Genomic DNA, 26,055 nt, shown 5'->3' with positions numbered 1-26,055 from the left:
GAAGCTGCTTTTGCAGCTTTTTTTGTACTATAGCATAATGAATTTCCAAGTTTGAAAATATTAAACAACTAAGTATGAAAACATTAGCTATTCGTGAAGAAAACAGATACCCTGCAGAACGTCGAGCACCTTTGGTGCCCATCCACGTAAGTCACCTAATTCAGGAAGGATATCGTTTTCTTGTGGAATCTTCAAAAAAAAGAATTTTTTCTGACGAAGAATACGCAAGAGTAGGAGCGAACGTAACCACCGATTTGTCTGATGCGGAAATAATTATAGGTATCAAAGAAATACCTGTTGAAAACATATTACATGATAAGACATATATGTTTTTTTCTCATGTCATAAAAGGGCAACCACACAACATGCCTATGCTAAGAAAAATTCTTGAATCCAAATCTAACCTTATTGACTACGAAAAAATTACTGATGATCTTGGAAAGAGGTTAATATTTTTTGGAAAGTATGCCGGTTATGCTGGTTTTATAAATACTCTTTGGACAGTAGGTCAAGTCTTACAATTAAAAGGAATCGAAACTCCTTTAACTGAAATTAAGCAAACACATCATTATCCCAGTTTAGCTTTGGCTAGAAAAGCTCTATCTCACATTGCATTTGAGTTAGTTAAAAAAGGCTTACCAAGAGAGTTACAACCCTTTGTAATAGGTATTACAGGGTATGGAAATGTCTCGCAAGGTGTTCAGGAACTTTTACATCTTTTGCCTTGTCAGGAAATTTTGCCAGAAACTTTGCTCGATCCATCTTTTAAGGATGAATCAGGTGGTAGACTTATTTATTTCGTTGTTTTTAAGGAAGAAGATATGGTTCGTCGGAAAACCCCATCTGATCAGTTTGATTTAACTCATTACTATCAATATCCTGAAGAGTATGAAAGCAAATTTTATCAATATTTAGAAAAACTCACTGTTTTAATTCACGGTTCTTATTGGGATAATAGATATCCTCGCGTAGTATCAAAGTCGGAACTTAAACATCTTTTTGAAAGCAATCAAAGAAAATTAATTGCCATAGGCGATATATCTTGTGATCCACATGGTGGGGTTGAAGCAACACCGATGGGAACACCGATTGAAAATCCTGTGCTTACATATGATCCCTTATCCGGTGAATACGAAATGGGGATACACCCTCATGGCATACCTATTATGGCAGTAGATATTTTACCTAGTGAACTTCCATACGATGCTAGCGTAGCTTTTTCGCATATGCTAAAACCATTTATTCCTTATGTTGTTTCTTGTAATTTTTCAAAATCTTTTCATGAACTCGATCTAATACCTTCTCTGAAGAAAGCTCTAATTGTTCATGCAGGTGAATTAACACCACCATATAAATATTTGGAAAAGTACTTATAGTTTTTTCGAAAAAATTAAATTTGAAAAAAAATGGCTAAACATTTTATTTCGTTATTGCTTTTTGTTACATATGGCATAATTTACGGTCAGCAAAAAGTTCCCCGCGATGGGAAAAAAATTGCTAAAAAATTTGCCATGCAAGTAACAGAAAAAAACATAAAAAAAACGATGTCATTATTAGATGCTTCCTTCAAACAGGTTCAGCTCATCGGATTGCTAAATAATGATACTCTTGCTTTTTTGAATAAGCTTTTTTGTGATAAAAATCAGGGCGGAACTTGTGTTAAATTTGATGAAATAAGTAAATGTACTTTTAAAAGGGTCGGGAAATTTACTGCTTCGAATCTAGACTATGCAATGGCACCCGTGGTATTTTACGTAAAGACTAAAAATGGTATAACTTTTGAAGTGAATTTAATGCTTGTTAGATATTTTTCAGGTGGAAAGAAAAAGTTCATTTACCGAATTGGTGGACCCGTTGGTTAAAAAAAATATAGTTATGAAAAAGTATTTAATTTTAATTTTTGCAGCTATGATTTTGGTAGCTGCATGTAAAAAGGATGACAAAAACGAAGAACAACTACGTTCTACTCAAGACTTTGCTGTGGCTGAAAATCTTTTTGGTGATGTTTTCAAACAGAGTTCGGATGCTGTTATCAAAGCACAAGACTCAGCTTCTGGTAAAAAATCCTGTCATGAAACAATGGCAACATGTGCTACAATTACCATTACCCCTTTTGACTTAACTACTTTCCCAAAAACCATTATCATTGATTTTGGAACAATCAACTGTTTGTGCAACGATGGAGTTTATCGAAGAGGTAAAATCAACATTGTTACAACTGGATGGCTGAGAGATAGTGGAACTGTTATCACTATCACACCAGATCAGTACTATGTTAATGATTGGTTAGTAACAGGTCAAAAAGTTATTATTAATAAGGGCAGGAATTCAAGTGGTAATATGAATTTTGATGTAAGTGTTACTGGAACTGTAACTTCTTCTGATGGGACAATTCATTGGACTTCACAGCGTAATCATGAATGGATCGAAGGTGAGCCAACTGTATTTAATAGATGGGACGATGTTTTTCTCATTAGAGGAGAAGGACATGGAACAAATATTCATGGAGAAAATTTTGATGTATATATCACATCGCCTCTTAAAGTTGCCGCAAATTGCAGATGGATAAAATCAGGTGTATTAAGATTGATTACTGCTGACTATACCATTGACGTGGATTATGGAAACGGCACATGTGATGGAACAGTCGTAATAACGATTAATGGAAACAATTACAATTATGTAATTCCCTAATGTTTGAAGGGAGAGTTCATCTTTTAAAAAAAGGACTACCGTCAAAAGAAGGAAAATATGTTTTATACATGATGGAGGCCTCAATTAGGGCCTCCTTTAATTTTGCATTGGAATATGCAATCAAAGAAGCTAATTTACTCTCTAAACCATTGGTTGTTGCTTTTTCACTAACCGATGTATATCCTTTCAGCAATCAACGATATTACCGTTTTTTGATTGAGTCGTTACTGGATGTAAGAAACAAATTACGACAAAGAGGAATCTCTTTTTATATTATACGTGGAAAGTATACCGACGTTGTCTCGAAACTGCTTCCTCATGCTTGCATGGTTGTTTTAGATAGAAATTATCTAAAGGCACAGCGAAACTGGCGAAAACAAATAGCAAGCATGGCCGAACAACCAGTAGTTGAGATTGAAAGTGATGTTGTGTATCCTATCGAATTGGTGGCAAACAAAAAAGTTCCATACGCTTATTTGTATAGACAAAAGGTAGCTAAACTTCCACCATTATATAGAATTGCCTTTGATTATTATGATTTAGCAATTAAAACTTCTGTTGATATTCCTTCGTGGGATTTAGATACGCCGGCAGATTATCTTCGTGAGCTAAAAATTGACAAAACCATTAGTACCGTAGAGCAATTCTTCGTAGGTGGTGAAACTGTAGCCCAAAAATTATTAAAAATTTTTAAAGAGTCTTCTTTCCATCATTATCACGATAAAAGGTCTGATCCATCTCTTGAAATGCAATCTAACTTAAGTCCGTATTTGCATTTTGGAAACATTTCTCCACTCGATATTTTACAACAACTTCGAGACTTGGCAGGTGAAGATGATCCCAACTGGAAAAGTTTTTTCAACGAAGTTGTCATTTGGCGTGAATTGGCAAGAAATTATGTTTGGTATAATTCAAATTATCATGATTTTAATGGTTTACCTAATTGGTCAAAAGATACTTTACTTTTACATATGAACGATAAGAGACCTTATAATTATAGCTTAGATGAACTAGAACATGCCAAAACCCATGATAATTTCTGGAATGCTGCTCAATTGGAACTTTTAAAAACCGGTAAAATGCATAATTACATGCGTATGTATTGGGCAAAAAAGATAATTGAATGGACAACTTCCCCCCAAATAGCATTTGATATTTGTTGTTATTTAAATGATAAATATGAGCTTGACGGAAGAGACCCTAATGGCTATGCATCAATAGCGTGGTGTTTTGGGGCATTTGATAAACCGTGGCCTGAAAGGGCCATTTTTGGGAAAATTAGATACATGAGCGAAAAGTCTTTAGCTAGAAAATTTGACATGAACAGTTATGTTCGCAAAATAAATTTACTCTAAGTATTGGGTTTTCGCACAATCTGAGCCATCATTTCTGCTTCTGTCACCAATTTTCCAGCAACGAATGAATTACCATACATGTGAATAATACCTCTTCGCACGGGTGAAGCTAATTTTAAGTAAAAAATCAATGTATCTCCAGGAACAACTTTATGACGGAATTTTACTTCAAAAATTTTTATAAAAAATGGAGTATAATTTTGGGGGTCAGGATAACGACTAAGAATAAATACCCCACCTACCTGAGCCATGGCTTCTATTTGAACGACACCAGGCATGATAGGTTCACCTGGAAAATGACCTTGGAAATAATATTCATTCATCGTAACATTCTTGACCCCGATAATTTCTTCTTCGTTCATCTGAAGAATTTTGTCAACAAAGAGAAATGGAGGTCGATGAGGTAAAAACTTTTGAATATCTTCCACCGTATACAATGGCTTAGCAAACAAATCAAATTCAGGCAATTTCAATTCCATAATAATTCTCAATTTGTTTTTGGATTAAACCTGCTAAATAAACGTTGTGCTTATGACTGGGACGAATGGCTTTTATGCTTGCCCAAAAATCCACACCAACAAGTGCTAAATCACCAAGTATATCAAGAGTTTTATGTCTGACAGGCTCGTCTTCGTAAAGAAGTTTAACATTGTTAAGTACACCATTGGATAAAACATTGATATCGTATTGACGAAATACTTGTCTTAAAAAATTCAGATCATCTTCACTCAGCTTTTTGTCCACAAAAACAATAGCACTTTGAAGATCTCCTCCCCGAATTAGGTTTTTTTCTAGTAAGGGTCTGATCTCGGAAAGAAAAGCAAATGTTCTAGCATTATAAAACGTTTTACAAAAATCTTCCAGGGAATGCATCGTGATTTGTTGAGATAAAAACTTACCATGATTGTAAGAAATAGTGGTTTCTATGCTAAAATTTTGAGATGGCTTTAAAAGGTAATGAACATTTTGTTCTTCTAAATGAAATTCTATGGGTTCTTTAAGATGATAAATGGTCTTTGGGAATTGCTGTTCCAATAGACCCACTTTTTGAATCAGTTCGACATATTGCCTTGAACTTCCATCGAGGATTGGAACTTCCTCATTGTCGATCTGAATAATAGCGTTATCTACTCGGCAACCTTTTAGTGCTGCAAGGAGATGTTCTACTGTTCTAATTACAAAATTTTCGTTACCGATGGTGGTTCCTCGGCTGGTATCCTTTACGTATTTTACATTTGCTTTAAGAAAAGGTTGATACGGTAAATCCATTCTTTGAAAAAGAATACCTGTATTTTCAGGTGCGGGATTAACAGTTAACGAAGCTTTTTTCCCCGTGTGGATTCCCTTTCCTTCTACTGAGAAAGAATTTCTTAAAGTATGTTGATTCACCTATTTTTTTGCAAAAGTAAAAATTTATTTTTTTTCGAGCTCTTCAATCTTTTTAAAAATTTCTTCAAGTTTCAAATACAACACATGAAGTTTGAAAAATTTTTTAGCAGGCATAGCGGGAGCTCCGACTACAATTTCGCCATCTTCTATATTTCTAATAACTCCGCTTTGAGCACCAATCTGACATTTGTTTCCTATTTTGAGGTGACCAGCTATTCCCACTTGGCCCCCAATTTGATTATGGCTACCAATTTTGGTAGATCCAGCAATACCAACTTGTGCTGCCATTACATTGTGTTGACCAATTTCCACATTGTGACCAATCTGAATAAGGTTATCGAGTTTTGTTCCTTTGCCTATTTTGGTTGAACCAAGAGTTGATCTATCGATAGTCGTATTTGCTCCGATTTCAACATCGTCTTCAATGATGACATTGCCTAATTGAGGAATCTTTATGTATTCTCCATTTTCGTTAGGTAAAAAACCAAATCCATCAGCACCAATCACGGCACCAGCATGTATAATGCAATTGTTACCAATCTGACATTCACTATATATCTTTACGCCCGGATACAATATAACATGGTCACCAATCGTGACGTTCTTACCAATATACACTTGAGGATAAATCATGCAATGTTTACCAACCCTTGCTCCCTCCTCAATGATGGTAAAATGCCCCACATAAGAACTGGGATCTACATGTGCTTTATCGTGGATAAATGCAGTTGGTGATATGTATGGCGTAACTTGACTAGCAGGTTGTAGATATATGAGCAGTTGAGTAAAAGCAAGATAAGGGTTATCAACAAAAATTAAAACATTTTCTATCTCTTTATCTGGCTTAAAACTTTTAGGGACTATAATAGCTGAAGCACGAGTTGTGTAAAGATATTTTTCATAATGTTTATTTCCTAGAAATGTTATATCACCTGGCTTTGCTTCTTCAATTTTGGCTATGGATTTTATTTCTACGTTTTCGTCTCCAAAAATTTCACCTTGTATGATCTTGGCAATTTCTGCAACTGTTAACATTTTTTGCGAAAATAATAATTTTATCGGATACTTACATTAATTCCTAGCATAGCCCACCGTGGGGGTAGGGGAATAAGACCAAAATCGAATGAATGTTGATTCAATAGATTATAAATTGAGGTAAACAAAAGAATGTTTTTTCTTAAGTTGTACGAAACTTTTGCATTTAAAAGATATACGGGTTTGAATTTTTTTAACTCTCCGGATGGATAATCTTGATATGTGCTTTGTCTATACTGATAAATGAAGGAAAATGAGCCATTCCATTTTTTTTGATTATCGAGTTCGATCGAAATTTTTGTTTTATGTTTTAGAAAGTCCAGTGCATATTTTGAAAAAAATTCTGATTTAAAGTGAAGCAATTCGTTGTAAGCATAAAAAAGTTGGATTTTTTTAATCCATTTAAAATTTGCAAGCCAAATCAAATCTGCTTCCAGACCATAAGTTTGCATATTAGTAATGTTTTGAGTTTGCCATTTTTCTTGAACCGATGAGCGAACCCAATCAATAGCGTTAGAACAGTTTCGGTAGTACGCATTTAAGTGCAATTTAATCGGATTGCTAAACCAATGCCAACCTGATTCTAATTGATATCCTTTTTCTGGTAATAAATCAGGATTTCCTGTGTGTGCAGGATCCGTGTAGTACATTTCAGTAAAACTTGGTACCCGTGCGTTAATATTAGCGGATACAAAAAATTGATGTTTTTCCCCAATTTGATAACTTACATCGAAGCCAGGCAAAATGAATACTTTTTCTTGGTTAGTATAGTATGTCACTATGGTTCCTGCTGAAAATGAAAGTTTATTGATTTGAACAAATAAATCAAAAGGTACAGAGATATACCAGCGTTCACCTTTTCGAGTATAGAAACCATTATCAAAAATGGTTGGGATAGAATCAACTGATATGGTTCCCAACTTATTACTGTAAATGGTTTCGTACTTTAGATCAAGACCGGTAAAAAATTTTCCAAAAGATCTTACATAAATATAGGAATTCTGAAGACCGGAAGAATACGTAAGATGGTAATTATGGGTAACATACCACGAAGGAATCATGTGTTCTGGTAGGTCATGACGAAAAAGTTCAAATCTATCTTGATGTCGGCGTATATAAGCTTGACTTACCAATGCACTGTGAAGAAAACGTTTCTTGTATGTCAAACCCGCCATCGTAAGCCAGTTGTTCTCGAATTGGTGAGGGAATTTTGGAGTGTAAAAATTATATGCTCCAAAGTTTTTGTTACCATTCATCAGAAAACCAGTAATCTCCCCAGCATTACTTATTTTTTGATGATACTGAAAGTATATTTGAGATATGCGGTAATCCGTATTTGCTTTGAATCCATTACTCTGGCGATGATGAAAATTAGCAAGGAAACCTTTGATTTTTTGATATGGAGAGTAAGTTAAAGTTGTCTGAAAAGTTTTAAAGTCTCCACCTAGCACCTGTAAAAGTAATTTTTCTTGGGTTTCTTTTTTGGTTACGATGTTAATAACTCCAGAATAAGCATTCATTCCAAAAATACGAGTTCCTGCACCAGTAAGAATTTCTATTCTTTCAATGATTTGTGGATCAACAGGAATATGTCCTGTATGATGGCCAGTCTGTGGATCGTTAAGAGGTATTCCGTTGAGTAATACGAGAGTTTGCTCAAAATTTCCCGTCCGAATTTGAATGTCCGCTTGGACACCCCAAATTCCTCTTTCTCTAATATCTACGTTATTAGCATAATCAAGTATGTCAGTTACTGAAAGACTAGGTATTTTCTTGATTTCATCTGCTGTAATGATCTGAATATATCGTGTAGCTGTGTATTGAGAAACTTTGACTCTTTCAGCGTCGACAATCACTTCTTTTAATAACTTATTGGTATCAATTTGTCCAAAAGCAGAAAAGAATATCACTACGAAAGCGATTAGAGAGGAGCATTTCATTTTTGAGACAAAATTATGTAAAAAAATATATAGAAGATTAGAACCCTCATTAACATTAACTGAAACTTGTTAAGGTAGACGAATGCAAATAAAACGAGTTATTGTGATTTTAATTTTTGAGCAATAAATTGTCGGAGTTGTTCTCCACGAAGGTTTTTTGCAATTATAATTTTGTTTTCATCTAGGATGAAAGTTGATGGGATTGAGTTAACACCATAGAGTTTAGCAGCACTGCTATTCCATTTTTTCAAATCGCTAACATGATACCAGTTTAGCTTGTCCACTTGAATGGCTCTAACCCATGAAAGACTGTCGCTGTCCAAAGAAACACCGAAAATGACTAGTCCTTTATCTTTAAATTCTTCGTAAAGTTTTACCATGTTTGGATTTTCTTTACGGCATGGCCCGCACCATGATGCCCAGAAGTCGATGATAAATATTTTCCCGGTTAAAGAGTACAAGCTAAGTTTTTTCCCTTCGGGTGTTGGTAGTTCGATGTCTGGAGCTTTACTTCCAATAGCGGTCTTTTTACTGGAAGCAACTTTTTGATGAAAAAATTCTACTGCAGGAATGTATTTGTATTTATGATAAAGCATGGAATCGACAAGATTATAGAGAGGAAAATATTGATCAATATTAAGGCGTTCGATAAAGAAAATATTGGCAAGATCAGCTGGTTGCTGACCAATGGCATTAGCAAGGTAATTATTCTTCTCGTATTCGATCTGATAATAGAGTTGAACCAGTTGTTCTTTTCCAGGATTTTGCGTTGGATTGTTTTGAGAAAAAATCATATTAATGCTATCTTGTTGGTACTTGTACCGAGCTAATTGAGATTCGATGGTATAAATTTTTTGGCTCTGCTCTGATCCGTAAATTTCTGGGAAAAAATTTCGATCCGATTTATAAATGTTTATTTGTACCTTTTCTCCAGGTTTAATAATGAGAGCAAAAAAATTGCCATTGTTAAGCTTAAGTTTAAAGATGTTTTCTTTGTCAAGATTAAATTGAAAACTAAATGAGTTATTTGTGATTGGACTTTGAAGTGAAAAAATTTTGGGGTCGGAAAAATTTTCAAGAAAAATTGTCTTTTCGGTAGTTCCATCTACAAATTTCCCTTGAACACTTGTGAGCTTTTGAGAATATGTTAAAATATAAAAAGAAAAAATTATAACTAGCAAGTAATAAAGTTTCATAAAATTGCTTTAACGTACAAAAATATAATTTTTCTCATTCTTCATCAAGTATGGTAATGAATACCAATGGATGACCAAAAACATCAAAAGGATGAAGGGTTGGATGAGAAGGAAACCAAATAAAATTTGGATAAACTTTACCAGAATATAATTTCACATGTGTCCAGTCCAATCCTAAAAACTGACCTTTTGAGAAACGATGATTAACCTCTTTATCATCAGAACTGGTTTCTATGGGTAGATGAAAATTATTCTGATCAAAAGTTTCAATCCAAGTGTGATTATAATAAACACTTTGCGTTATTTGATGTCCAAAATAAAATCGATGGACTTTATATCCAGTAGCAGACTGTGCTGAAATATTGTTTTTATACAGCCCTATTAATAACAACGATGTATAATCACCACATGTTCCATACCCCTGTTCCCATACTTCTTTGAAATTACACGCGTTGCGATTTATTTTGTATGAAATTTTTTTAAAGATTTTTTCTCTAATCAAATTTACTTTTTCCAAATGCTCATCTTCATTTACTTTGAAAAAATTAAAATACTCGCAGTCTGCATCCAATTCTTCAATTTCATGAAGTGATAGTTTTATTTCTTGCGACAATTTGACGGGCACACATGGTATAAATTTTACACTTTTAAGTTCGATGGTAGCCTTAAATCCGAATGCTGGTGGTAGTTCTTCTTTTGAATTTATAATAAATTCTGCAAAGTGATCATTGACTATCCGATAAGGTAAACCAAGAGGTTTGACATCGAGAATCTTTTGATGATGATCGTCTTGAGGTAGTTTCATCCTAATTACCCATGGAAAATGATCGACGTTTTCTGGATATTTAATGTGTTCTTCGTAGTAAAAATCTATCAAAAATGAGTTGGTTGAAACAAGTTTATACGATTGAACGGTTTCTTCATGAATATAGATGCGATGAAAAAAAGGTTTTTGTTCTTGCCAACAACGATTTTCGTAACTGACTTCATTCCAAAGACCTCCATATAAGATATAATGTTTGTCTTCTAAAATGACCTGTCCGATAGGATCGATGTGTGGAGTAATAGCTTCTAGTTTTAGAACACCGTCATATGAGTATGCTCGAAGAATATTTTCTTCACTATCAGTAATAAATATACTCCCATCTTTTGCCAATAATGATGTATGCCCGATTCCATCAATGGAAAAGGTTTTATATAATTGGAATTCACCCTTATTCATTATCCAAACTTTAACATTCCAGTTTTCAAGAACAATAAAGTTTCCTTTTTCATCGAAGCAAAACGCTTGCCATGGCGTTGCATAAGGAAGTTCAGAAAAAAGTTGCCCTTTATCGTCGAAAATTCGAAAAATGTTATTAATATCAAAAAAATAGTACAGATGGTTACGTTTTGTAAAATAAATTTGGTTTTTTAAAAATTCTGGTGCGAAAGTAAAAATATAGTGAACCTCTTGTGAATTAAAAAGATAAGTAAAAAGAGAGCCATTCATGTTATTAAGGATGTAAACTTTTCCATCATCTTCGCAGGCAAAAAGATATCTTTGTTTAACATGAGGAGGTACAACGATGCTACCATCTGGCAATTCTTGCACTGTGTCGTATTTATTTAAAGGAATAAAATAATAATTCTTCTTCAAAGAATTCATGTAACTAATTAAAAATGTCAATATTCTTTAATCAATCTTTATCAATGGAAAAGGTACCGCTTCCTTTGTTCACATTGTTTTCATATTTTACGAAATTGCCTTTAAGATTGGCGGTCCATGTCATTTCGTATTTAATAGAAGTCCCGATGTTGAAGGTTAAAATAGATTCATCTGCATCAATGTATTGGTAGACAAAAGGATAATCATCCACACCCTTAAGAGAAGCAAAGCCAGAGCTTCCTACAGTAGAGAAATACCATTCTTCAGAAGGACCACTATTAGGATAGATAAAAAGGGTTAACTTTCCCCAATTGTCATTGGTTATGGCTAGCTCTTCTTCAGTGCATGAAGTCAAAAAAACAGTTGTAAATAACACAAAACCAATCGAAAAAATAAATGAATTTTTCATAAATGGAATTTTGATTTGTGGAGCTGGAGGGAGTCGAACCCTCGTCCAAACAGAAGCCGATAAGGCTTTCTACATGCTTAGCTCTTTCTTTGATTGTCGGGTAGTCACTGGCAAAGAGCTTTCCTATGACTACCTTATCCCTGTAGATTCTAATCATGACCCCAGGGAGAAAGCCATGATGAGCCCACTTTTTTCGAAGCCTCGATCGGAGCGAGAGCAGGCGACCCTCTCCGGGAGACTATTGGCCCTTAAGCTATCGCTTAAGCTGCCAATGCAACATTGTAGTCGTTGCCATTTATTTTTCTTCGCACGCCATTTTTACGGAGTGTGCGTGCAGCCTCCGGCATGCTTACCTTACCTGCTTACTGCTGTCAAAACCAATACAGCCCCTTGAATTCAAAGAACTATCTCTTTATTCTTTACCTATGCAAATTTACATCATTTATTTTTTTGGATCAAGTTTTTGTTAACAAGTATCCTCGTAAAGAGAAATGTATGCCCAAATGATCTCAATAGCTTCTTCCCTCATATCCATTAGGAGATTATGATCATTCATGACTTCGTTAACTACTTTGTAAACATTACACCAGTTAATATCAAGTTGTATTTGAGCTTCAATTAAGCTTCTTATCATTGCAAATGTAAAACTTGTATTCTTATTCTTAATGCATGCAAGTTTTGCCCATTCAAAAGCCTCTTGGACGTTAAAGTAATTATCCATGGCTTTTAAATATGCATAACATAATAATAGGTAATCACTTCCTTTTGTTTTTAGTTTTTTTTCATTTTTTAAATTAGTGTGTGCAGAGAGATATTTTAAAAAAATTATCGAATTGGTTTTACCCTGTATTGACCACCCTAAGCAGTTGATTAAGGCCATTTTCACATCAATGGGATTCTTTTCATTGATTAAATATGAACAAAGCTCATTGTTGAGTTGTCCACCAGAAGATTGAGCTAATTGGATTATGTAAACGTCCTTATATGCTTCCCAAAAATCAGTGGAAGTTAAAGGGGAATCCGCCCATAAATTCAGTTGCAAGCAAAAAATAACACATGATAAAAACAATAATTTTTTCATTTTTTTACAAATATATTATGTAACAATTACATGATTGAAATAATCATAAATTTTTTTATTATTATTTTAAAATAACTTTACATACAGTTACATTTTTATTATAATTACAAACTTGTTTCATTCATGTTCCAATCTTTTCATTTCTTTGTTTGTTTATTTGAATTACATAAAATCAATCATATATAAAAATTGAATTGCTTATGATATGCTAGTTTATTTAGAAACATCAAATTTAACTTTTCAGTTTATTATTAAAAATCCCATAATTTCTATTTTAAAGTTTATTATTGTAAGGATTTTACTATCACCATGTACAAAAACTTTTCCTATTTTTTAATAGTTCAAATTTTTGATATTTCATTTTTACTTTCAGCAGTTAGAAATAGTAAAAATAAGATATCTTTAATCCAATGTTTTCATTTTTTTGCATAGGAATAATTTCATAAAATTAGTCAATATTTCTTAGCATCATTAACAAGAATTGGGATCTTCTAACAGCCCATATACATTAATCATGCACGGTTGTATTTTGCACGTGATCATCAAATGGACTATTTTTTGAACTTCCTTAACATCATCTTATTGATTTTTTCATTATGTGTAATTTGCTTAAGTTGTTTATAAAAGATATAAACATAGAGCTCTAATTATGTTTATATTTCTCCTACCTTTGTTGGTATGAAAAATTGCATATACATTTATTTCTTCTGTGGTATATTATTGTCAGTTACACAAGCTTGTTCAGATAAGACAAAAAAGTATTTTATTTCAGGCGAAACTCAAGGAACTTTTTATCACATTACTTGGTTTGCCGCAGATTCTATGGTTGGAGAAAGAGAAATCGATAGTCTTTTGAGTCAGTTTGAACTTATAGCTTCGCTCTATGTAGATTCTTCTGAACTTGTAAGGATTAACCAACGATCAACTGATAGTTTGAGTAATATGATGAAGGATCTACTTGAGCAATCCTTAAAATATGCTAATGCAACAGAAGGTTATTTTGATCCAACTGTGGCTCCGTTGGTTAAAGCGTGGGGGTTCTACCGAAAAAACGATATTTTGCCAGATTCTCAAACCATCAATAGTATAAGACGTTGCATAGGTTTTAGAAAATTCCGCCTCGTTGATCATTACATAAAGTTTGATGATTCTTGTGTACATATAGATCTTAATGCTATTGCGCAAGGATATAGTGTCGATTTACTCGCACAATTTTTTGAAAAGAAGGGTATTCGGGATTATCTCATTGAAATAGGAGGTGAAGTACGAGCAGCTGGTACCAAACCGGATGGTAAGCCATGGATTGTAGGGATAGAAAGACCAACCAACGAACCGAACGATCCACAAGAAGTATATAGAAAGGTAAAACTAATTAATAAGTCCCTTGCTACGTCAGGAACTACCAGAAAGTTTTATGTCAAGGATGGTATAAAATATAGTCATGCTATCAATCCTCATACAGGGTACCCTGTCTCACATTCTTTGCTTATGGTAACTGTTATTGCACCCACTTGTACCGAAGCTGATGCTCTAGCTACGGCTTTTTTAGTGATGGGGCGAGAAAGAGCAAAAAAATTGATTCAAGAGAAATTCCCCTTTGTAGATGCTTTCTTCATTTATAGTGATAAAGACGGAAATCTTCTAACCGACATGACCGACGGTTTCAAAAAGTATCTGATAGAATAATTTTAAGATTTTTTATCAAGTTTTCGAAGTAAGGATGTGGTACTATAGCCCTCGATAAGAGGTATAGTAATGACTTTCCCTCCTTGCTGTAAGACGTAACTTGCACCTGCAATTTCATCTATACGATAATCACTTCCTTTTACCAGGACGTCTGGTTGAATAAGTTTGATGATATTTTCGGGTGTATCTTCATCGAAAATCAATACATAATCGACGAATTCAAAACTTGCCATGTGCAGGCAACGTTCTTTTTCGGGAATGATGGGGCGAGTAGGACCCTTGAGTCGTCGGACTGAGTCATCACTATTAATCGCAACAACAAGAATATCTCCTAGTTCAGACGCTTCCATGAGATAATGTATATGCCCTGGATGCACGATATCGAAACATCCGTTGGTAAAAACGATTTTCTTTCCGTTCTTTTTTAATTGTTGAAAGATATGTTGCACATTATGACGATGAATAATTTTATGCAGTATGTGAGCTTTTGAATTCATAGCGAGACGAAAATGAAAAATAAATCATTGAAATAATACCTGTGATAATTACTACGAGTGTCTGAGCTGACCATGTGAGCCAACCAAGAGCGTAACCTTCAGAGAGGGGAAGTCCGTAAAGAGCTAGAATTTCAGCTACAATCAAAGGATAGATGCCAATTCCTCCCTGAACTACCATGATCCCAATGGTAGCAAACATAAGTACAACTAATGCCGAATCAGGAGGCAATTGACTCGTAGAAGGTAACGAGAAATATACCACATAGATCATCAGCCAATACAAAATCCATATAGCAAGGGAATAAAAGAAAAACAAATACCATTTTTTAATTTTAAAAATTGAAACAATACCTTTCCAAGTATTATTCAGAAAATTTTTGACTTTTTGCCAAAGTTGAGGCTTTTTCTTTCGTAAATAAGAAACAAATAACCCTACCAATATCATTAGAACCAAGGAGCCAATCAACCATAATTTCCAGTTTTTCTGTAAAGAAATGATAAATTTTGATCCATAAAAAACAAGATAATTAGAAATAATATGAATAAAGAATAATAGGGATATTAGAAAGAGCAGAGCATACCATATTAAATCAAAGGCACGTTCCGAAATCATGGTTCCGAGGATTCCATCAAGGGGTTGTCGTTTTTTGCGAGCAAGAAAAACACAACGCATCAGTTCGCCAAGTCGAGGAATAGCAAGATTGAAAAAATAACCCGCCATCACTGCCCAAAAACTTTCATGTAGGCGAACCCTATATTCGAGTGTTTCCATAAGAAGGTTCCATCGCATCGCTCGTAGCAAATGACTAAGAATACCTAAAATCATGGCAAGGAAAATCCACCAAAGATTAGCTGAAAAAAAATTCTCAATCACCTTTTCTTGTTCAGCAATAGTAAGTCTGTTCCAAAAAAGAAAAATGAGAAAAAAGCCTATGGATAGAAAAAAAATAGCCTGCAATAACTGTAAAAAAGTTTTTCTCTTGATCACAGATATTAAATGATTTGGTTTTTTTCATTAGGAAAAACAAGTATAGGTACGTGATGTTCCAATTCTTTTTCATCCAAATAGCAAGTTGAAATGATGATGATACGATCACCTGGCAAAAATTTTCGAGCTGCTGGACCGTTCAGGCATATGGTACCACTGCCGGATTGACCTTTGATCACGTACGTTTCAATACGTTCGCCATTATTGAGATTAAAAACATGAACCCATTCGTATTCATGGAGTTGAGCGGCCTTCATGATATTTTCATCGATGGTAATGCTGCCTATGTAATCAATACGGGCTTCTGTAACAGTAGCACCATGAATCTTACTCTTAAGGATTTGAATTTTCATTCTTATTCTTTTTGAGGCAGTTGTGATGCGTAATATTGCTTAAATAATTGTTGCATGTATTTACCTAAGATATCGAATTCGAGGTTAACGACCGTCCCTACTTGGATATTTTTGAAATTGGTTACCTCGAAAGTATAAGGAATGATGGCTACAGAAAATTTACCAGGTTCGCTATCCACCACAGTCAGACTCACACCGTTTACACAAATAGAGCCTTTGGGAACAGTAAAATGACCAGTAGAAGGATCATATTCAAAATAATATTTCCAACTGCCGTCTAGTTCTTCCACTTTAGTGCATATTGCAGTCTGATCAACGTGACCTTGAACAATGTGTCCGTCGAATCTACCATTAGCTTTTAAGCTTCTTTCAAGGTTTACCTGATAACCAACTTCCCAAAATTTGAGATTGCTTCTTTCCAATGTTTCTTGGATGGCAGTAACTTTATAAGTTTCTTTCTTTTTTTGGACTTTGACAACAGTCAAACATACACCGTCATGAGAAAGACTCTGATCGACTTTTAATTTTTTAGCGAGAGGAGTCTTAATATAAAAATGGATGTTGGTCCCTTCTTGTTTAATTTTAACAACTTCGCCCGTTGTTTCGACAATTCCACTAAACATAGATATATATTTTTTATAATATGTTTTCAATTTCTTCGATAATAATGGGAAGGCGCTTTCCAATATGTTCACAGCCATTTGGAGTAACAACCACATCATCTTCGAGTCTAATACCTCCAAATCCGATCCACTTTTTTACTTCATCGTATACAATAAAATCTTTGAATTTTTTTTCTTGTTCCCATTTTTCAATTAGGGGTGGAATAAAGTAAATGCCTGGTTCCACTGTTAAGGTAAAACCTTCTTGCAATTGACGAGCAAGTCGGAGGTAAGCTAAGCCAAACTGATGGCTTCTTTGAATGGTTTCGTCATAACCAACGAAATTTTCCCCTAGATCTTCCATGTCATGAACATCCAAACCTATCATGTGTCCCAAGCCATGCGGGAAGAACAGAGCATGGGCTCCTGCCTCAACGATTTCATCTACGTCTCCTTTGAGTAAATGGAGGTCTTTTAAACCCTTAGCTATGATTTTACAAGCTTCTAAGTGAATATCTCTGTAATACTTACCTGGACGAATAAGACTGATGGCATGATTTAATGCATTTAAAACGATTTGATATATCTCTTTTTGTCGATCGGAAAACCTACCGTTGACAGGAATAACTCGAGTATAGTCCGACGCATAATACGAATTTGCTTGGGCTCCAGCATCAATAAGTAGTAGTCGACCATCCTGAAGTAATTGATCGTGATGATGATTGTGAAGTATTTCCCCTCGTTGGGTCAATATGATGGGAAAAGAAGGACCCTTTCCGTAAGCCCATGCTATACCTTCAAGAATACCAGCAATTTCTTGTTCACTGGTTCCTGTTACGGCTCTTCGGAATGCTTCTAGATGCATCCGATAACCAATGTCGGCTGCTTTTTTCAATTCTTGAATTTCTTCATTAGATTTAACAGAACGACAAGCTACGACAGCCTTAATAAGTTCAGAGCTAGCAAGTTTTTTTACTTCATTAATAGGTATGTTAAGCAACGATGAAAGATATGATTGTTGTGGGTACTGATACGGTGGTAAAAAATGAACAAAACGCTTCTGTGAAATTACTTTTTTCAAAAATTCTTCGGCCTTATCTAAAGGATAAACCTGTTCGACCCCAGATAAAGAACCTAGTTCTTTCAGCGTAGGAAGCTTACCCATCCAAATGATATCTTCTATATCAACATCATCACCAAAAAGCATGACTTTTTTTTCGTCAAAATCTATCATACCTATGATAGAAGGCAGTGGAATTCCAAAAAAATATAGAAAGCTACTATTCGGACGAAAAGGAAAAGTATTGGAGGGATAGTTCATAGGGAGCATTTCATTCGAAAAAAATATCCCTATGCCAGTATGAATTAAAGTGAATAACTTTTCTCTTCTCGATGTATAAACGTTTTCTGAAAATGTCAACATAAGAGTTGATTTGTTTTCAAAATTAGTTTTTTTTAAATATCCGAAAAGGTTTTGTGGATGATAGTTTTATAATTTATCCATTAAAAAGATTTTCCATGAAAGAATATTTTTACTCTTTTCACATGGAATGTACCTATTCACTAAAGAAAAAAATCCTGAAAGTGAAATAAAATAAAGCTAGATCAGACGTTTATATATGCAGAAAATTTTTCGCAATGTTCCGGTTATGGATTGAGCGAGTCTACATATTTTATTTTTTATGTAGGTATTTTTTTTGTAAGTTTACTGCAAAAATGCAGGGTATTATACTAGCTGCTGGTTTAGGAACTAGATTGGCACCGTATACTTACGTAGGACCTAAGCCACTTTTTCGGTTAGGACAAAAGGCACTTCTTGACTTTGTATTGCAAAAGATGATCGCAAGTAGAATTTCACCACTCGTAATTAATCTATTTTATTTTCCCATGATGGTAAAACGTCATGTGTTGTATAACTACCCTGAAATACCAATCATATTTTCTGATGAACGCTTCGAAATACTGGGAACGGGTGGAGGTATTGTCCAGGCTGCAAGTTTTTTGAAGGGAAGCGATGATGTTCTCATTCACAATGTGGACGTCCTTAGTGGATTATCGTTGGAAACTTTAATTGAGATATGGCATGGAGCTAGATGTGATGTCTTACTTGTGGTTAAGGAACGACACAGTTCTCGAGAGCTTTTATTTGATGCACAAACATTGCGATGGATTGGTTGGCGTGGCAATGGAAAAGAGCTTAAAGTTGAAGAATCTACTCATTTTCTAGCATATGGTTTTTGTGGTATAAGTATTTTCAAAACAAGCATTTTGCAAGAATGTGAAACTGGAAAAAATTATAGTTTTATCAAGTTACTTCAAATGGTACATCACAAAGGCTATTTAATCAAAGCCCATCTAATAAATGATTGGTGGGTGGATGTGGGAAGCTTGGATAACATCAAGTTGGCGTGTTCCATCAGTAAAACGTTTTAAAATGAAATTTATCAGCGAGTTTATAGACTTTTATCTCGACCAAAAAGAATACCAAGTCAATCCCATTGAATTCAACATCAAGTCTTGTATTGTTTTTCCTAACCAGCGTGGTTGCTTATTCTTTCTAAAATATTTTGCTGAAAAAGTCAATACTGACGGTAAAACATATCTTTTCCCTACAGTTCTAGCTTGGGATGATTTTGTTTTTCACATCACCGGACGAGTAAGTGTTTCAACGACCACTGCTATCATGATGCTTTACGAATTATCGCTAAAAGAAAACATAACGTATTTTAAAGATAAGACGTTGGATGAAACATGGTTTGTCTTGAAAAAAGTTTACGGAGATTTTCGTAGAGTTGATCTTGCTATGTTGGATGAACATAAGTTTTTTTTAACAGCTTTAGAACATTGGAAATTGTTTTTTTGGAAGTTGGGTGAAGAAATGAAAGAAGGTGAAAAAAATTTTCTCGAATTTTTTGAAAAACTAAATAACATACATACCAAATTTAAAAAAGTATTGCTTGAAAACAATTTGGCATATCTCGAATTAGCATTAAGAGATTTCATAGAAAATCAGCGTTATCCAGTTTTTCCTTATAGAAACATTTTTTTGGTTAATGTAATTAGTCATGGAAAAATTTTCCATGCTGCACTTGAATATTTTCGCAGTTGCCAGGCTGAAGTAAAACTCTTCGTGGATCATGACCCGTACTATATTTCAGAAGAATTACCTGAACATGAAGCTGGTAAGGCATATAAGGTTATTTTAAATTCTCCAGAAAAAAATTTTTTTCATAAAACAACCAGTAGTTTTCAGGAAAAAGCAATTACAATTCAGGTTTACGGGATACCTTTAGGCTACAACCAAGTAAGTTTTTTGGTCAATAAATTACAAGACATTTTTCATCATAATAAAGATAAATTATTTAGAACAGCAGTAATACTTTCCGATATTCATCTTTTGCTACCCTTATTAAAAGCTTTGCCTTCCGAAATTGCTTGCATAACCAATTTCTCCATGGGTTTTCCTTTAAGGTTTACTATGGTGTTTTCATTTATTAAAGAACTTATTAAATTAAAGAAACTCGTACTCGAAAAAAGAACCATATCTAGAGAACAACTGGAAAGCGTATTACTTCATCCTATTGTACTGGAAATGTTGGGCGAGCAAAAGAATACTATTCAATCTTTTCTGAAAGATCGTCCTTTTATAAGCAAATATCCTTACAATGAGATAAAAAGTATCATCCAAAAATTTGCCAGTCGGACGTTAATTCAAGACATTATTTTAATTTTTGGGGATGAGGAAAGTCCCGCAACATGTGAGGATGAATATGGTTGGTTAACAAACATATTAAGTATCTTACATGGGTTATTTGGTGAAGAAAATGAGCTAGAAAGAATGGCCATCGAAGAAGTAGTACAAGTGATTGAAACTATTAAGAATAAGCTAAAAGAGTTTAATATTGACAAAGTTTCAATTTGGTCTATCGTATTGCAAGAATTGAAAGATATTCACGTAACATTAAAAGGTGATCCATTGAAAGGTTTGCAAGTTCTCGGTCCTATGGAAACCGCTGTTCTCGATTTTGATCATGTTTTTATTTTGGGTTTCAATGAAGGTTCATGGCCTATCAATATGGTGGAAGAATCATATATCCCTTATGAGATAAGGGAAAAATATGATATGAATATCTCTCTTTTTTTAAAGTGGGAGTATGCATATCTATTTTATCGACTACTACAGCATGCTAAAACCGTAGAAATACTTTACAACAATATTGTAGATGAGCGTTACGGAAAGGAACCATCTCATTTTATCAAGCAATTGGAGTATGAATTAATCCCGTGGTTAAAAAAACATGGAAGTGAGTACTCATATGAACATTCATCTCTTGCTTCAACAAGCATATATATTGAAAAATTGAATGATCATGACAAGATACCGATAAATAACGAAAAACCACTCCAACTTTCATTTAGTGAATTGTACGATTACGTCGTTTGCCCATATAAATTTGCTTTGAAGTATGTGGAGAAAATTCAACCCCAAGAAGAGGTGTCGCTAGAATATGCGCCAAATGAACTCGGTAATTACGCTCATAAAATTCTTGAAAAAATCATTGATGAGTCGAAAAATTTTCAAACTTGGGAGAAAATTTGGACTAATTTTCAAGATAAATTGGCTGATGTTATTGCAATAATAGATGAAAGTTTTCTTAAAAAAGAAGAAAATTTATCGCGATACGAACATTCTTTTAATGTTCTGATGAGACAAAAAGTAAAAGAGGCGGTCGAAAACTTTCTTAGGAATATGAAAGATCAAGGAGGTAATTTCTTGATGCTGGAAGCAGAAAAGCGACTGAAGGCTACCATAGATATAGAAAATGTCGTAATCGAATTAAAAGGGATAGTCGATTTGGTAGAAGAAAAAGATGATGTATGGATAATACGTGATTTTAAGCTAATTTCGCAATTAAAAGAAAATTTTAATTTAGGAAAAATTAATGAAAACAAATTTTTGACAGAATTTGTTAATCATCGATATCGTTCTCAATTGCTGTATTATGCAATGTTGTTGCACATGGATCTTCAACAACGTAAGGCTTTTGCAAAAGGTAATACATATCCCATTAAATGTGAGTTGGTAGTTTTACTTGCTAACCGAAAAGGAGGTATGTTCAAAAAAATAAAATTTCTTAAAGATCGTGGAGTGGGTTCAAATCAATTAGATGGATATGATGAAGCATTTTATGCTCAATTTCACAATTTATTCACGGAAAAGATTCTTAAAAAGTATGTATCAGAGAATCTTTGGGATGCAACTCCTTCTCCTGGAAAATGTTATTACTGTGAATATCAAAACATTTGCTATGCATTCAAAGGTGCTTAAATTTTTGTTTTTTTATCAGTTTACGGCTTTAGTATGTTTTTCACAATATACATTTAGTCATTTTTGGATGCGTGATATGCGACTAAATCCGGCATTGACAGGGGTCATTCCAGCCAAATGGAAGCTTGGTTATGATATTCGTCTTTATCGTAACGATACTGACCGAACAAACTGGTCAACAACTTATTTTGTGGGAAAAAAAATATTTTATAAAGAGGTGGGTAAGTATGCCAAAGACAAACAACCTAGTGGGTGGGTGCTTGGTTTTGGATTTCTAGACGACCGACGTCGTGGAAATATGAATGGAGCATATTTCATTGCTGATTACCTTAGTCTTTCTTTGCAAAAATTCAATAAAAGTGGATATCAAGACAGCGTCATTTCTTTTGGTTTACAATTAGGTTTTCTACGTGATGGAATGAAAGCTTTATTTGACGTCAATGCAGGTGTGTTGTTTGGATGGAATTCTATTCTTTGCTGGCAAGAAGATCAATATCTTGCATATCAGATTGGAATTGCTGGGTATCATTTACTCTTTCCTTTTAGAAAAAAAAATGAGATTTTTCCAGGAAGAACCGTGCATTTACACGGAGGAGCTTTAGTAAAATACAACAAAAATATTCATCTCGTATTGAATGGGTTAGTCAGTTATTCAAATCAAACCGAGCTTGTCATTGGAAGTTATGCTATACTTTTCCCTGAAATTCATTACTTTTATTGGGATCGTCTAAAAGTGGGAATACATTACAGGCTTTCTAATCATCTCGTTTTATCAAGTGGTATTAGAATATATGGAAAAGCACGAAAATCATTATCCTTAGAAATAACAGGTTCTTACGATTTACCAATGAGTTTCATGGACTTCAAATACCCTTACAAACATGCTTGGGAAATAGGATTTTATATTATTCCACACGAAAAATGTTGGAATATATCACCTTGTGCGATGCTATGAATTGGGCGCCCATGGAATTTCCGGAGAATGAGTACGTATGCTTAGGTAACGAGCTAACACAAAAAAGAAATCACTCAGTCGATTCATATAAGAAAGGTAAATCGGGTTGATTCCTTCTAGTTCGTGTATGGCCACCAACTTTCTTTCTGCACGCCGACTTATGGCTCGACAAACATGAGAAAGAGAAACCACCATATGACCTATGGGCAAAATGAAAGAATTCAATTCGGGAAGTTCTTCTTCTATTTTATCTATCCATTCTTCGAGCTTTTGAGTCCGAGAAGACTCAAATGAAGGTAAATGTTGAGGATTGGCGGTGGGGTATGTTGCAATATGTGATTCAAGTGTAAAAATATCATCTAAAATATCTAGAAGTTTTTGCTTTATATCATCGAAGTGAATGGAGTCATGTAGTAAACCAACAAAAGATGCAAGTTCGTCGAGAGTTCCATAAGCTTCTACACGAGGATGTGATTTATTACAATCGGTCATACCGATGAGACTTGTTTTGCCGAAATCACCTTTTTTGGTGTAGATCTTGAATTTTTTCATATAGAAATGGATGAACTTTGATTGATTGGTTTATCGTTAATAATTTTTCCATCCATAAGTTGCACAAGTCGTTGAGCATAAAGAGCAATTTTTTCATCGTGGGTTACTAAAATGATGGTATTACCTCGAGCATGAATTTGTTGGAAAAGTTGCATGATTTCAGCTGAACTTTTAGAGTCAAGATTTCCTGTAGGCTCATCGGCGATGATGATGGATGGATTATTGATAAGGGCACGAGCAATTGCAACCCTTTGTTTTTGACCACCAGACAATTCGTTGGGTTTGTGATTTTTCCATTCTAACAATCCCACCATCTCAAGCAATTGGAGGGCACGTTTTTCTCGTTGAGCATTTGGGATTCCAGCATAAACAAGAGGCAAGGCCACATTTTCCAAAGCCGTGTAGCGAGGAAGTAAATTAAAAGTTTGAAAAACAAAACCTATTTCAGCATTACGAATTCGAGCTAATTCACGGTCATCCATATTGCTAACGAGCTTATGATGAAGATAATATTCTCCACTGGTAGGGCTGTCGAGGCATCCGATAATGTTCATTAAAGTCGACTTACCTGATCCGGAAGGTCCCATGATAGCTACAAATTCACCTTGTTGGATTTCAAGATCGATGCCATTTAAGGCGGGGACTTCAACTTTATCAAGTCGATAGATTTTAGTTATTTCCTTGAGAATGATGAGGGATTGATTTTTCATTCGGTTTACTCTGATTTTCTATGGCATGTAAAAGTTTGATCAAAAATACTTTGATTTTTAATAATGTGTGGAAAACGAAAGCTTTTTGTTTGATCTTATCTTTTTCTTCTTCGAGTTTTTCTCGTGCACCTTTAAGAGTGTAACCTTTTACTTTAACTAAGAAATATATCATATCAAGCAATAAAATGTCTTCTTCGGTGTAGATGCGATTTCCTTTCTGAGTGCGCTTTGGTTTCAACATAGGAAATACTTTTTCCCAGTAATGGAGAGTGGATGGCTTAATTTGATAGCGTTCGCACAATTCTTGGATAGAATAAAAAAGTTTTTTACTTTTTTTCATTACCGATTGAATAATTCCGATTTGCAAAACATAAATTCAGGCATTTGTCTTAATCGTTTTTGATCATCGAAACCGTTTTGATAAGCTTTTTCTAACCAAATTTTTGCTTGATTGCATTTTTTTTGCTCGGAGAAAAATGCAGCATGTAATATCATCATTTCTGTATTGTTGGGCTCAAGTATTTCGTACATTCGAAGGTATGACCATATCGATGATTGTTTTTTATCAAGAGCATTCTTAGTGATTGAATAAAGTGCTATTCCAGCAAACGATTTAAGTCTTTCTAATTTATTGTAATCGGTAAATTGGATATTCTTTCTTTCTAATTGACTGATAGAATCAAGCCATGTTTTGAAAAAATTGGTATCTCCATTCGAAATATGAGTGAGCAAATTTTGTCGAATCTGTTGCTCAAACTGAAAATTCTTTAAGTATATATCAAATGAAAATTCTTGATTGAGAATAAGTTGTACTGAATCGAGAAATTTCTTGCTAAGAATAGATGATAGGTATGGTAAATTGAGATAAACAAGTTCCCATTTTTTTTCATTCATCCATGTTTTGAGTTGTTGTGTGATGTTTTCGACAGATAAAATTGTAGGGTTTGAGTTAAGTAAAGAAAAACTTTGTTCTAAAACAAGTGTATCGGGCCACTGATGTTTGCCATCAAAGAAAATAAAGTGAACATGAAGTGGAAGGGAATGGGTAAAAATATTTAAGAAATGCTCATAATTAAAATCTCGTATTCCGCAAGTCATTACCATAGTCATGGGTAAGTTCAAAATTTCTGGAGTTACCCATCCAGCAAGAAGAATTCCTCTAGGCTTAATGAGATTTTTTTGCACCAGTAAAGTAACAAACCTGGCTCCGCCTGAAAAACCAGCCATATAGATTCGTGAAGTATCTATGGGAAAAATTTCTTGTGCCCTTTTCCACCAATGGGTGAAGATATTTATGAGTTCAATCGTATTTTTTCCATTCTGATAGGATTTAAAGCCTATCAGGTGGAATTGGTGTTTTTCAGCAAGAGAAATGTAAGAAAGCATTTGATTTTCAGGTTTGCCTTGAGGATCAATGAGGATCAAGGTAGGAAATTGTTTTTTTTGACCACATGTGGATGGAAGGTAGTAGGGCGTGAGGATGGTGTCTTCATCCAATAGAAAGGTATCTGTGTTGAGTTTGCCGCAGTTCATTAATTTGTGTCGAGAGTGTTGGCATGAAACTGAAAGTAACACCCCTAACAAAATCAACATGATGCTTTTTTGCATGAGCTTATATTTTATTTTTACAAATTTG

The 26,055-nt window shown here is 34.3% G+C and carries 25 protein-coding genes and 1 other RNA gene; 8 read left to right on the top strand and 18 right to left on the bottom strand.

The features are described from left to right. Window positions 1–74: 74 nt before the first annotated feature. Genes N2Z72_07950 through N2Z72_07935 form a run of 4 tightly spaced genes read left to right on the top strand, consistent with a single transcriptional unit; the run spans window position 75 to window position 4,049 of the window. Window positions 75–1,376 (top strand): hypothetical protein, encoded by a 1,302-nt coding sequence (locus tag N2Z72_07950; GenBank protein MCX7697605.1) that lies wholly within the window; start codon window positions 75–77, stop codon window positions 1,374–1,376. 30 nt (window positions 1,377–1,406) lie between these two features. After that, the gene (locus tag N2Z72_07945; GenBank protein ID MCX7697604.1) at window positions 1,407–1,862 is read left to right on the top strand and encodes a hypothetical protein; all 456 of its coding nucleotides are present in this window, start codon (window positions 1,407–1,409) and stop codon (window positions 1,860–1,862) included. Window positions 1,863–1,875: 13 nt separating this feature from the next. After that, window positions 1,876–2,694: a hypothetical protein gene (locus N2Z72_07940; GenBank protein ID MCX7697603.1), complete on the top strand. Its 819-nt coding sequence runs from the start codon at window positions 1,876–1,878 to the stop codon at window positions 2,692–2,694. Beyond that, a complete protein-coding gene (locus tag N2Z72_07935) occupies window positions 2,694–4,049 on the top strand; it encodes a deoxyribodipyrimidine photo-lyase (GenBank protein MCX7697602.1) in 1,356 nt (451 codons plus the stop codon). Before N2Z72_07940 ends, N2Z72_07935 begins: the two co-directional genes overlap by 1 nt. Here N2Z72_07935 and fabZ read toward each other — a convergent pair. The 9 genes from fabZ to N2Z72_07890 form a co-directional block, all read right to left on the bottom strand. Beyond that, entirely contained in the window at window positions 4,046–4,528 is a 483-nt protein-coding gene (fabZ, locus tag N2Z72_07930; GenBank protein ID MCX7697601.1) for a 3-hydroxyacyl-ACP dehydratase FabZ, read from the bottom strand. The genes N2Z72_07935 and fabZ overlap by 4 nt on opposite strands. Continuing rightward, a complete protein-coding gene (lpxC, locus tag N2Z72_07925) occupies window positions 4,509–5,438 on the bottom strand; it encodes a UDP-3-O-acyl-N-acetylglucosamine deacetylase (protein MCX7697600.1) in 930 nt (309 codons plus the stop codon). The genes fabZ and lpxC overlap by 20 nt, the downstream gene beginning before the upstream one ends. A gap of 24 nt (window positions 5,439–5,462) precedes the next feature. Then, a complete protein-coding gene (gene lpxD, locus N2Z72_07920; protein ID MCX7697599.1) occupies window positions 5,463–6,473 on the bottom strand; it encodes a UDP-3-O-(3-hydroxymyristoyl)glucosamine N-acyltransferase in 1,011 nt (336 codons plus the stop codon). A 20-nt stretch (window positions 6,474–6,493) separates the two neighbouring features. Continuing rightward, a complete protein-coding gene (locus N2Z72_07915; protein MCX7697598.1) occupies window positions 6,494–8,413 on the bottom strand; it encodes a TonB-dependent receptor in 1,920 nt (639 codons plus the stop codon). A gap of 98 nt (window positions 8,414–8,511) precedes the next feature. Continuing rightward, window positions 8,512–9,609: a TlpA family protein disulfide reductase gene (locus N2Z72_07910; protein MCX7697597.1), complete on the bottom strand. Its 1,098-nt coding sequence runs from the start codon at window positions 9,607–9,609 to the stop codon at window positions 8,512–8,514. A gap of 34 nt (window positions 9,610–9,643) precedes the next feature. Continuing rightward, complete coding sequence (locus N2Z72_07905; protein ID MCX7697596.1) at window positions 9,644–11,257, bottom strand: transglutaminase-like domain-containing protein; 1,614 nt, start codon at window positions 11,255–11,257, stop codon at window positions 9,644–9,646. A 31-nt stretch (window positions 11,258–11,288) separates the two neighbouring features. Continuing rightward, window positions 11,289–11,666 (bottom strand): hypothetical protein, encoded by a 378-nt coding sequence (locus N2Z72_07900; GenBank protein ID MCX7697595.1) that lies wholly within the window; start codon window positions 11,664–11,666, stop codon window positions 11,289–11,291. Between the two features lie 15 nt (window positions 11,667–11,681). Continuing rightward, window positions 11,682–12,056, bottom strand: a transfer-messenger RNA (tmRNA) gene (gene ssrA, locus N2Z72_07895). Window positions 12,057–12,132: 76 nt separating this feature from the next. Next, entirely contained in the window at window positions 12,133–12,747 is a 615-nt protein-coding gene (locus N2Z72_07890; GenBank protein MCX7697594.1) for a hypothetical protein, read from the bottom strand. A gap of 678 nt (window positions 12,748–13,425) precedes the next feature. On the opposite strand from N2Z72_07890, the gene N2Z72_07885 reads away from it, so the two are divergent. After that, complete coding sequence (locus N2Z72_07885) at window positions 13,426–14,433, top strand: FAD:protein FMN transferase (GenBank protein ID MCX7697593.1); 1,008 nt, start codon at window positions 13,426–13,428, stop codon at window positions 14,431–14,433. Between the two features lie 2 nt (window positions 14,434–14,435). Here the strand turns inward: N2Z72_07885 and rfaE2 are convergent, their stop codons facing one another. Genes rfaE2 through N2Z72_07860 form a run of 5 tightly spaced genes read right to left on the bottom strand, consistent with a single transcriptional unit; the run spans window position 14,436 to window position 18,296 of the window. Beyond that, entirely contained in the window at window positions 14,436–14,882 is a 447-nt protein-coding gene (gene rfaE2 / locus N2Z72_07880; protein MCX7697592.1) for a D-glycero-beta-D-manno-heptose 1-phosphate adenylyltransferase, read from the bottom strand. 19 nt (window positions 14,883–14,901) lie between these two features. After that, window positions 14,902–15,918 (bottom strand): flippase-like domain-containing protein, encoded by a 1,017-nt coding sequence (locus N2Z72_07875; protein ID MCX7697591.1) that lies wholly within the window; start codon window positions 15,916–15,918, stop codon window positions 14,902–14,904. Window positions 15,919–15,923: 5 nt separating this feature from the next. Further along, a complete protein-coding gene (locus N2Z72_07870) occupies window positions 15,924–16,271 on the bottom strand; it encodes an aspartate 1-decarboxylase (protein MCX7697590.1) in 348 nt (115 codons plus the stop codon). Between the two features lie 2 nt (window positions 16,272–16,273). After that, complete coding sequence (locus N2Z72_07865; protein MCX7697589.1) at window positions 16,274–16,894, bottom strand: riboflavin synthase; 621 nt, start codon at window positions 16,892–16,894, stop codon at window positions 16,274–16,276. 13 nt (window positions 16,895–16,907) lie between these two features. Then, window positions 16,908–18,296: an aminopeptidase P family protein gene (locus N2Z72_07860; GenBank protein ID MCX7697588.1), complete on the bottom strand. Its 1,389-nt coding sequence runs from the start codon at window positions 18,294–18,296 to the stop codon at window positions 16,908–16,910. A gap of 293 nt (window positions 18,297–18,589) precedes the next feature. Between N2Z72_07860 and N2Z72_07855 the strand changes: the two genes are divergently transcribed. The 3 genes from N2Z72_07855 to N2Z72_07845 are packed head-to-tail and all read left to right on the top strand — an operon-like array spanning window position 18,590 to window position 23,157. Continuing rightward, the gene (locus N2Z72_07855; GenBank protein MCX7697587.1) at window positions 18,590–19,306 is read left to right on the top strand and encodes a sugar phosphate nucleotidyltransferase; all 717 of its coding nucleotides are present in this window, start codon (window positions 18,590–18,592) and stop codon (window positions 19,304–19,306) included. A gap of 1 nt (window position 19,307) precedes the next feature. Further along, window positions 19,308–22,202, top strand: a complete 2,895-nt coding sequence (locus tag N2Z72_07850; protein MCX7697586.1) for a PD-(D/E)XK nuclease family protein — start codon at window positions 19,308–19,310, stop codon at window positions 22,200–22,202. Next, window positions 22,183–23,157, top strand: a complete 975-nt coding sequence (locus N2Z72_07845; GenBank protein MCX7697585.1) for a hypothetical protein — start codon at window positions 22,183–22,185, stop codon at window positions 23,155–23,157. Before N2Z72_07850 ends, N2Z72_07845 begins: the two co-directional genes overlap by 20 nt. On the opposite strand, the gene N2Z72_07840 is transcribed toward N2Z72_07845, so the two are convergent. Genes N2Z72_07840 through N2Z72_07825 form a run of 4 tightly spaced genes read right to left on the bottom strand, consistent with a single transcriptional unit; the run spans window position 23,152 to window position 26,012 of the window. Further along, on the bottom strand, window positions 23,152–23,709 hold the full coding sequence (locus N2Z72_07840) for a cob(I)yrinic acid a,c-diamide adenosyltransferase (GenBank protein MCX7697584.1): 558 nt from the start codon (window positions 23,707–23,709) through the stop codon (window positions 23,152–23,154). The genes N2Z72_07845 and N2Z72_07840 overlap by 6 nt on opposite strands. Beyond that, a complete protein-coding gene (locus N2Z72_07835) occupies window positions 23,706–24,419 on the bottom strand; it encodes an ABC transporter ATP-binding protein (GenBank protein ID MCX7697583.1) in 714 nt (237 codons plus the stop codon). Before N2Z72_07835 ends, N2Z72_07840 begins: the two co-directional genes overlap by 4 nt. Continuing rightward, entirely contained in the window at window positions 24,379–24,759 is a 381-nt protein-coding gene (locus tag N2Z72_07830) for a MerR family transcriptional regulator (protein MCX7697582.1), read from the bottom strand. The genes N2Z72_07835 and N2Z72_07830 overlap by 41 nt, the downstream gene beginning before the upstream one ends. Next, window positions 24,759–26,012, bottom strand: coding sequence for a hypothetical protein (locus N2Z72_07825; GenBank protein MCX7697581.1), 1,254 nt, complete (start codon window positions 26,010–26,012; stop codon window positions 24,759–24,761). The genes N2Z72_07830 and N2Z72_07825 overlap by 1 nt, the downstream gene beginning before the upstream one ends. Window positions 26,013–26,055 lie beyond the last annotated feature (43 nt).

Source organism: Bacteroidales bacterium, from assembly GCA_026418905.1.
In the GTDB taxonomy this organism is placed as follows: Bacteria; Bacteroidota; Bacteroidia; order Bacteroidales; family DTU049; genus JAOAAK01.
The sequence above is the reverse complement of the archived record's forward strand: the minus strand, read 5'-3'. Positions and strand labels throughout refer to the sequence as shown.

Excerpts from the sequence above, each read along its gene's own strand:
- N2Z72_07950 (MCX7697605.1), top strand. The coding sequence starts at position 75 with ATGAAAACATTAGCTATTCGTGAAGAAAACAGATACCCTGCAGAACGT.
- N2Z72_07945 (MCX7697604.1), top strand. The coding sequence starts at position 1,407 with ATGGCTAAACATTTTATTTCGTTATTGCTTTTTGTTACATATGGCATA.
- N2Z72_07940 (MCX7697603.1), top strand. The coding sequence starts at position 1,876 with ATGAAAAAGTATTTAATTTTAATTTTTGCAGCTATGATTTTGGTAGCT.
- N2Z72_07935 (MCX7697602.1), top strand. The coding sequence starts at position 2,694 with ATGTTTGAAGGGAGAGTTCATCTTTTAAAAAAAGGACTACCGTCAAAA.
- fabZ (MCX7697601.1), bottom strand. The coding sequence starts at position 4,528 with ATGGAATTGAAATTGCCTGAATTTGATTTGTTTGCTAAGCCATTGTAT.
- lpxD (MCX7697599.1), bottom strand. The coding sequence starts at position 6,473 with ATGTTAACAGTTGCAGAAATTGCCAAGATCATACAAGGTGAAATTTTT.
- N2Z72_07915 (MCX7697598.1), bottom strand. The coding sequence starts at position 8,413 with ATGAAATGCTCCTCTCTAATCGCTTTCGTAGTGATATTCTTTTCTGCT.
- N2Z72_07910 (MCX7697597.1), bottom strand. The coding sequence starts at position 9,609 with ATGAAACTTTATTACTTGCTAGTTATAATTTTTTCTTTTTATATTTTA.
- N2Z72_07905 (MCX7697596.1), bottom strand. The coding sequence starts at position 11,257 with ATGAATTCTTTGAAGAAGAATTATTATTTTATTCCTTTAAATAAATAC.
- N2Z72_07900 (MCX7697595.1), bottom strand. The coding sequence starts at position 11,666 with ATGAAAAATTCATTTATTTTTTCGATTGGTTTTGTGTTATTTACAACT.
- N2Z72_07890 (MCX7697594.1), bottom strand. The coding sequence starts at position 12,747 with ATGAAAAAATTATTGTTTTTATCATGTGTTATTTTTTGCTTGCAACTG.
- N2Z72_07885 (MCX7697593.1), top strand. The coding sequence starts at position 13,426 with ATGAAAAATTGCATATACATTTATTTCTTCTGTGGTATATTATTGTCA.
- N2Z72_07870 (MCX7697590.1), bottom strand. The coding sequence starts at position 16,271 with ATGAAAATTCAAATCCTTAAGAGTAAGATTCATGGTGCTACTGTTACA.
- N2Z72_07865 (MCX7697589.1), bottom strand. The coding sequence starts at position 16,894 with ATGTTTAGTGGAATTGTCGAAACAACGGGCGAAGTTGTTAAAATTAAA.
- N2Z72_07860 (MCX7697588.1), bottom strand. The coding sequence starts at position 18,296 with ATGTTGACATTTTCAGAAAACGTTTATACATCGAGAAGAGAAAAGTTA.
- N2Z72_07855 (MCX7697587.1), top strand. The coding sequence starts at position 18,590 with ATGCAGGGTATTATACTAGCTGCTGGTTTAGGAACTAGATTGGCACCG.
- N2Z72_07850 (MCX7697586.1), top strand. The coding sequence starts at position 19,308 with ATGAAATTTATCAGCGAGTTTATAGACTTTTATCTCGACCAAAAAGAA.
- N2Z72_07845 (MCX7697585.1), top strand. The coding sequence starts at position 22,183 with ATGCATTCAAAGGTGCTTAAATTTTTGTTTTTTTATCAGTTTACGGCT.
- N2Z72_07840 (MCX7697584.1), bottom strand. The coding sequence starts at position 23,709 with ATGAAAAAATTCAAGATCTACACCAAAAAAGGTGATTTCGGCAAAACA.
- N2Z72_07835 (MCX7697583.1), bottom strand. The coding sequence starts at position 24,419 with ATGAAAAATCAATCCCTCATCATTCTCAAGGAAATAACTAAAATCTAT.
- N2Z72_07830 (MCX7697582.1), bottom strand. The coding sequence starts at position 24,759 with ATGAAAAAAAGTAAAAAACTTTTTTATTCTATCCAAGAATTGTGCGAA.
- N2Z72_07825 (MCX7697581.1), bottom strand. The coding sequence starts at position 26,012 with ATGTTGATTTTGTTAGGGGTGTTACTTTCAGTTTCATGCCAACACTCT.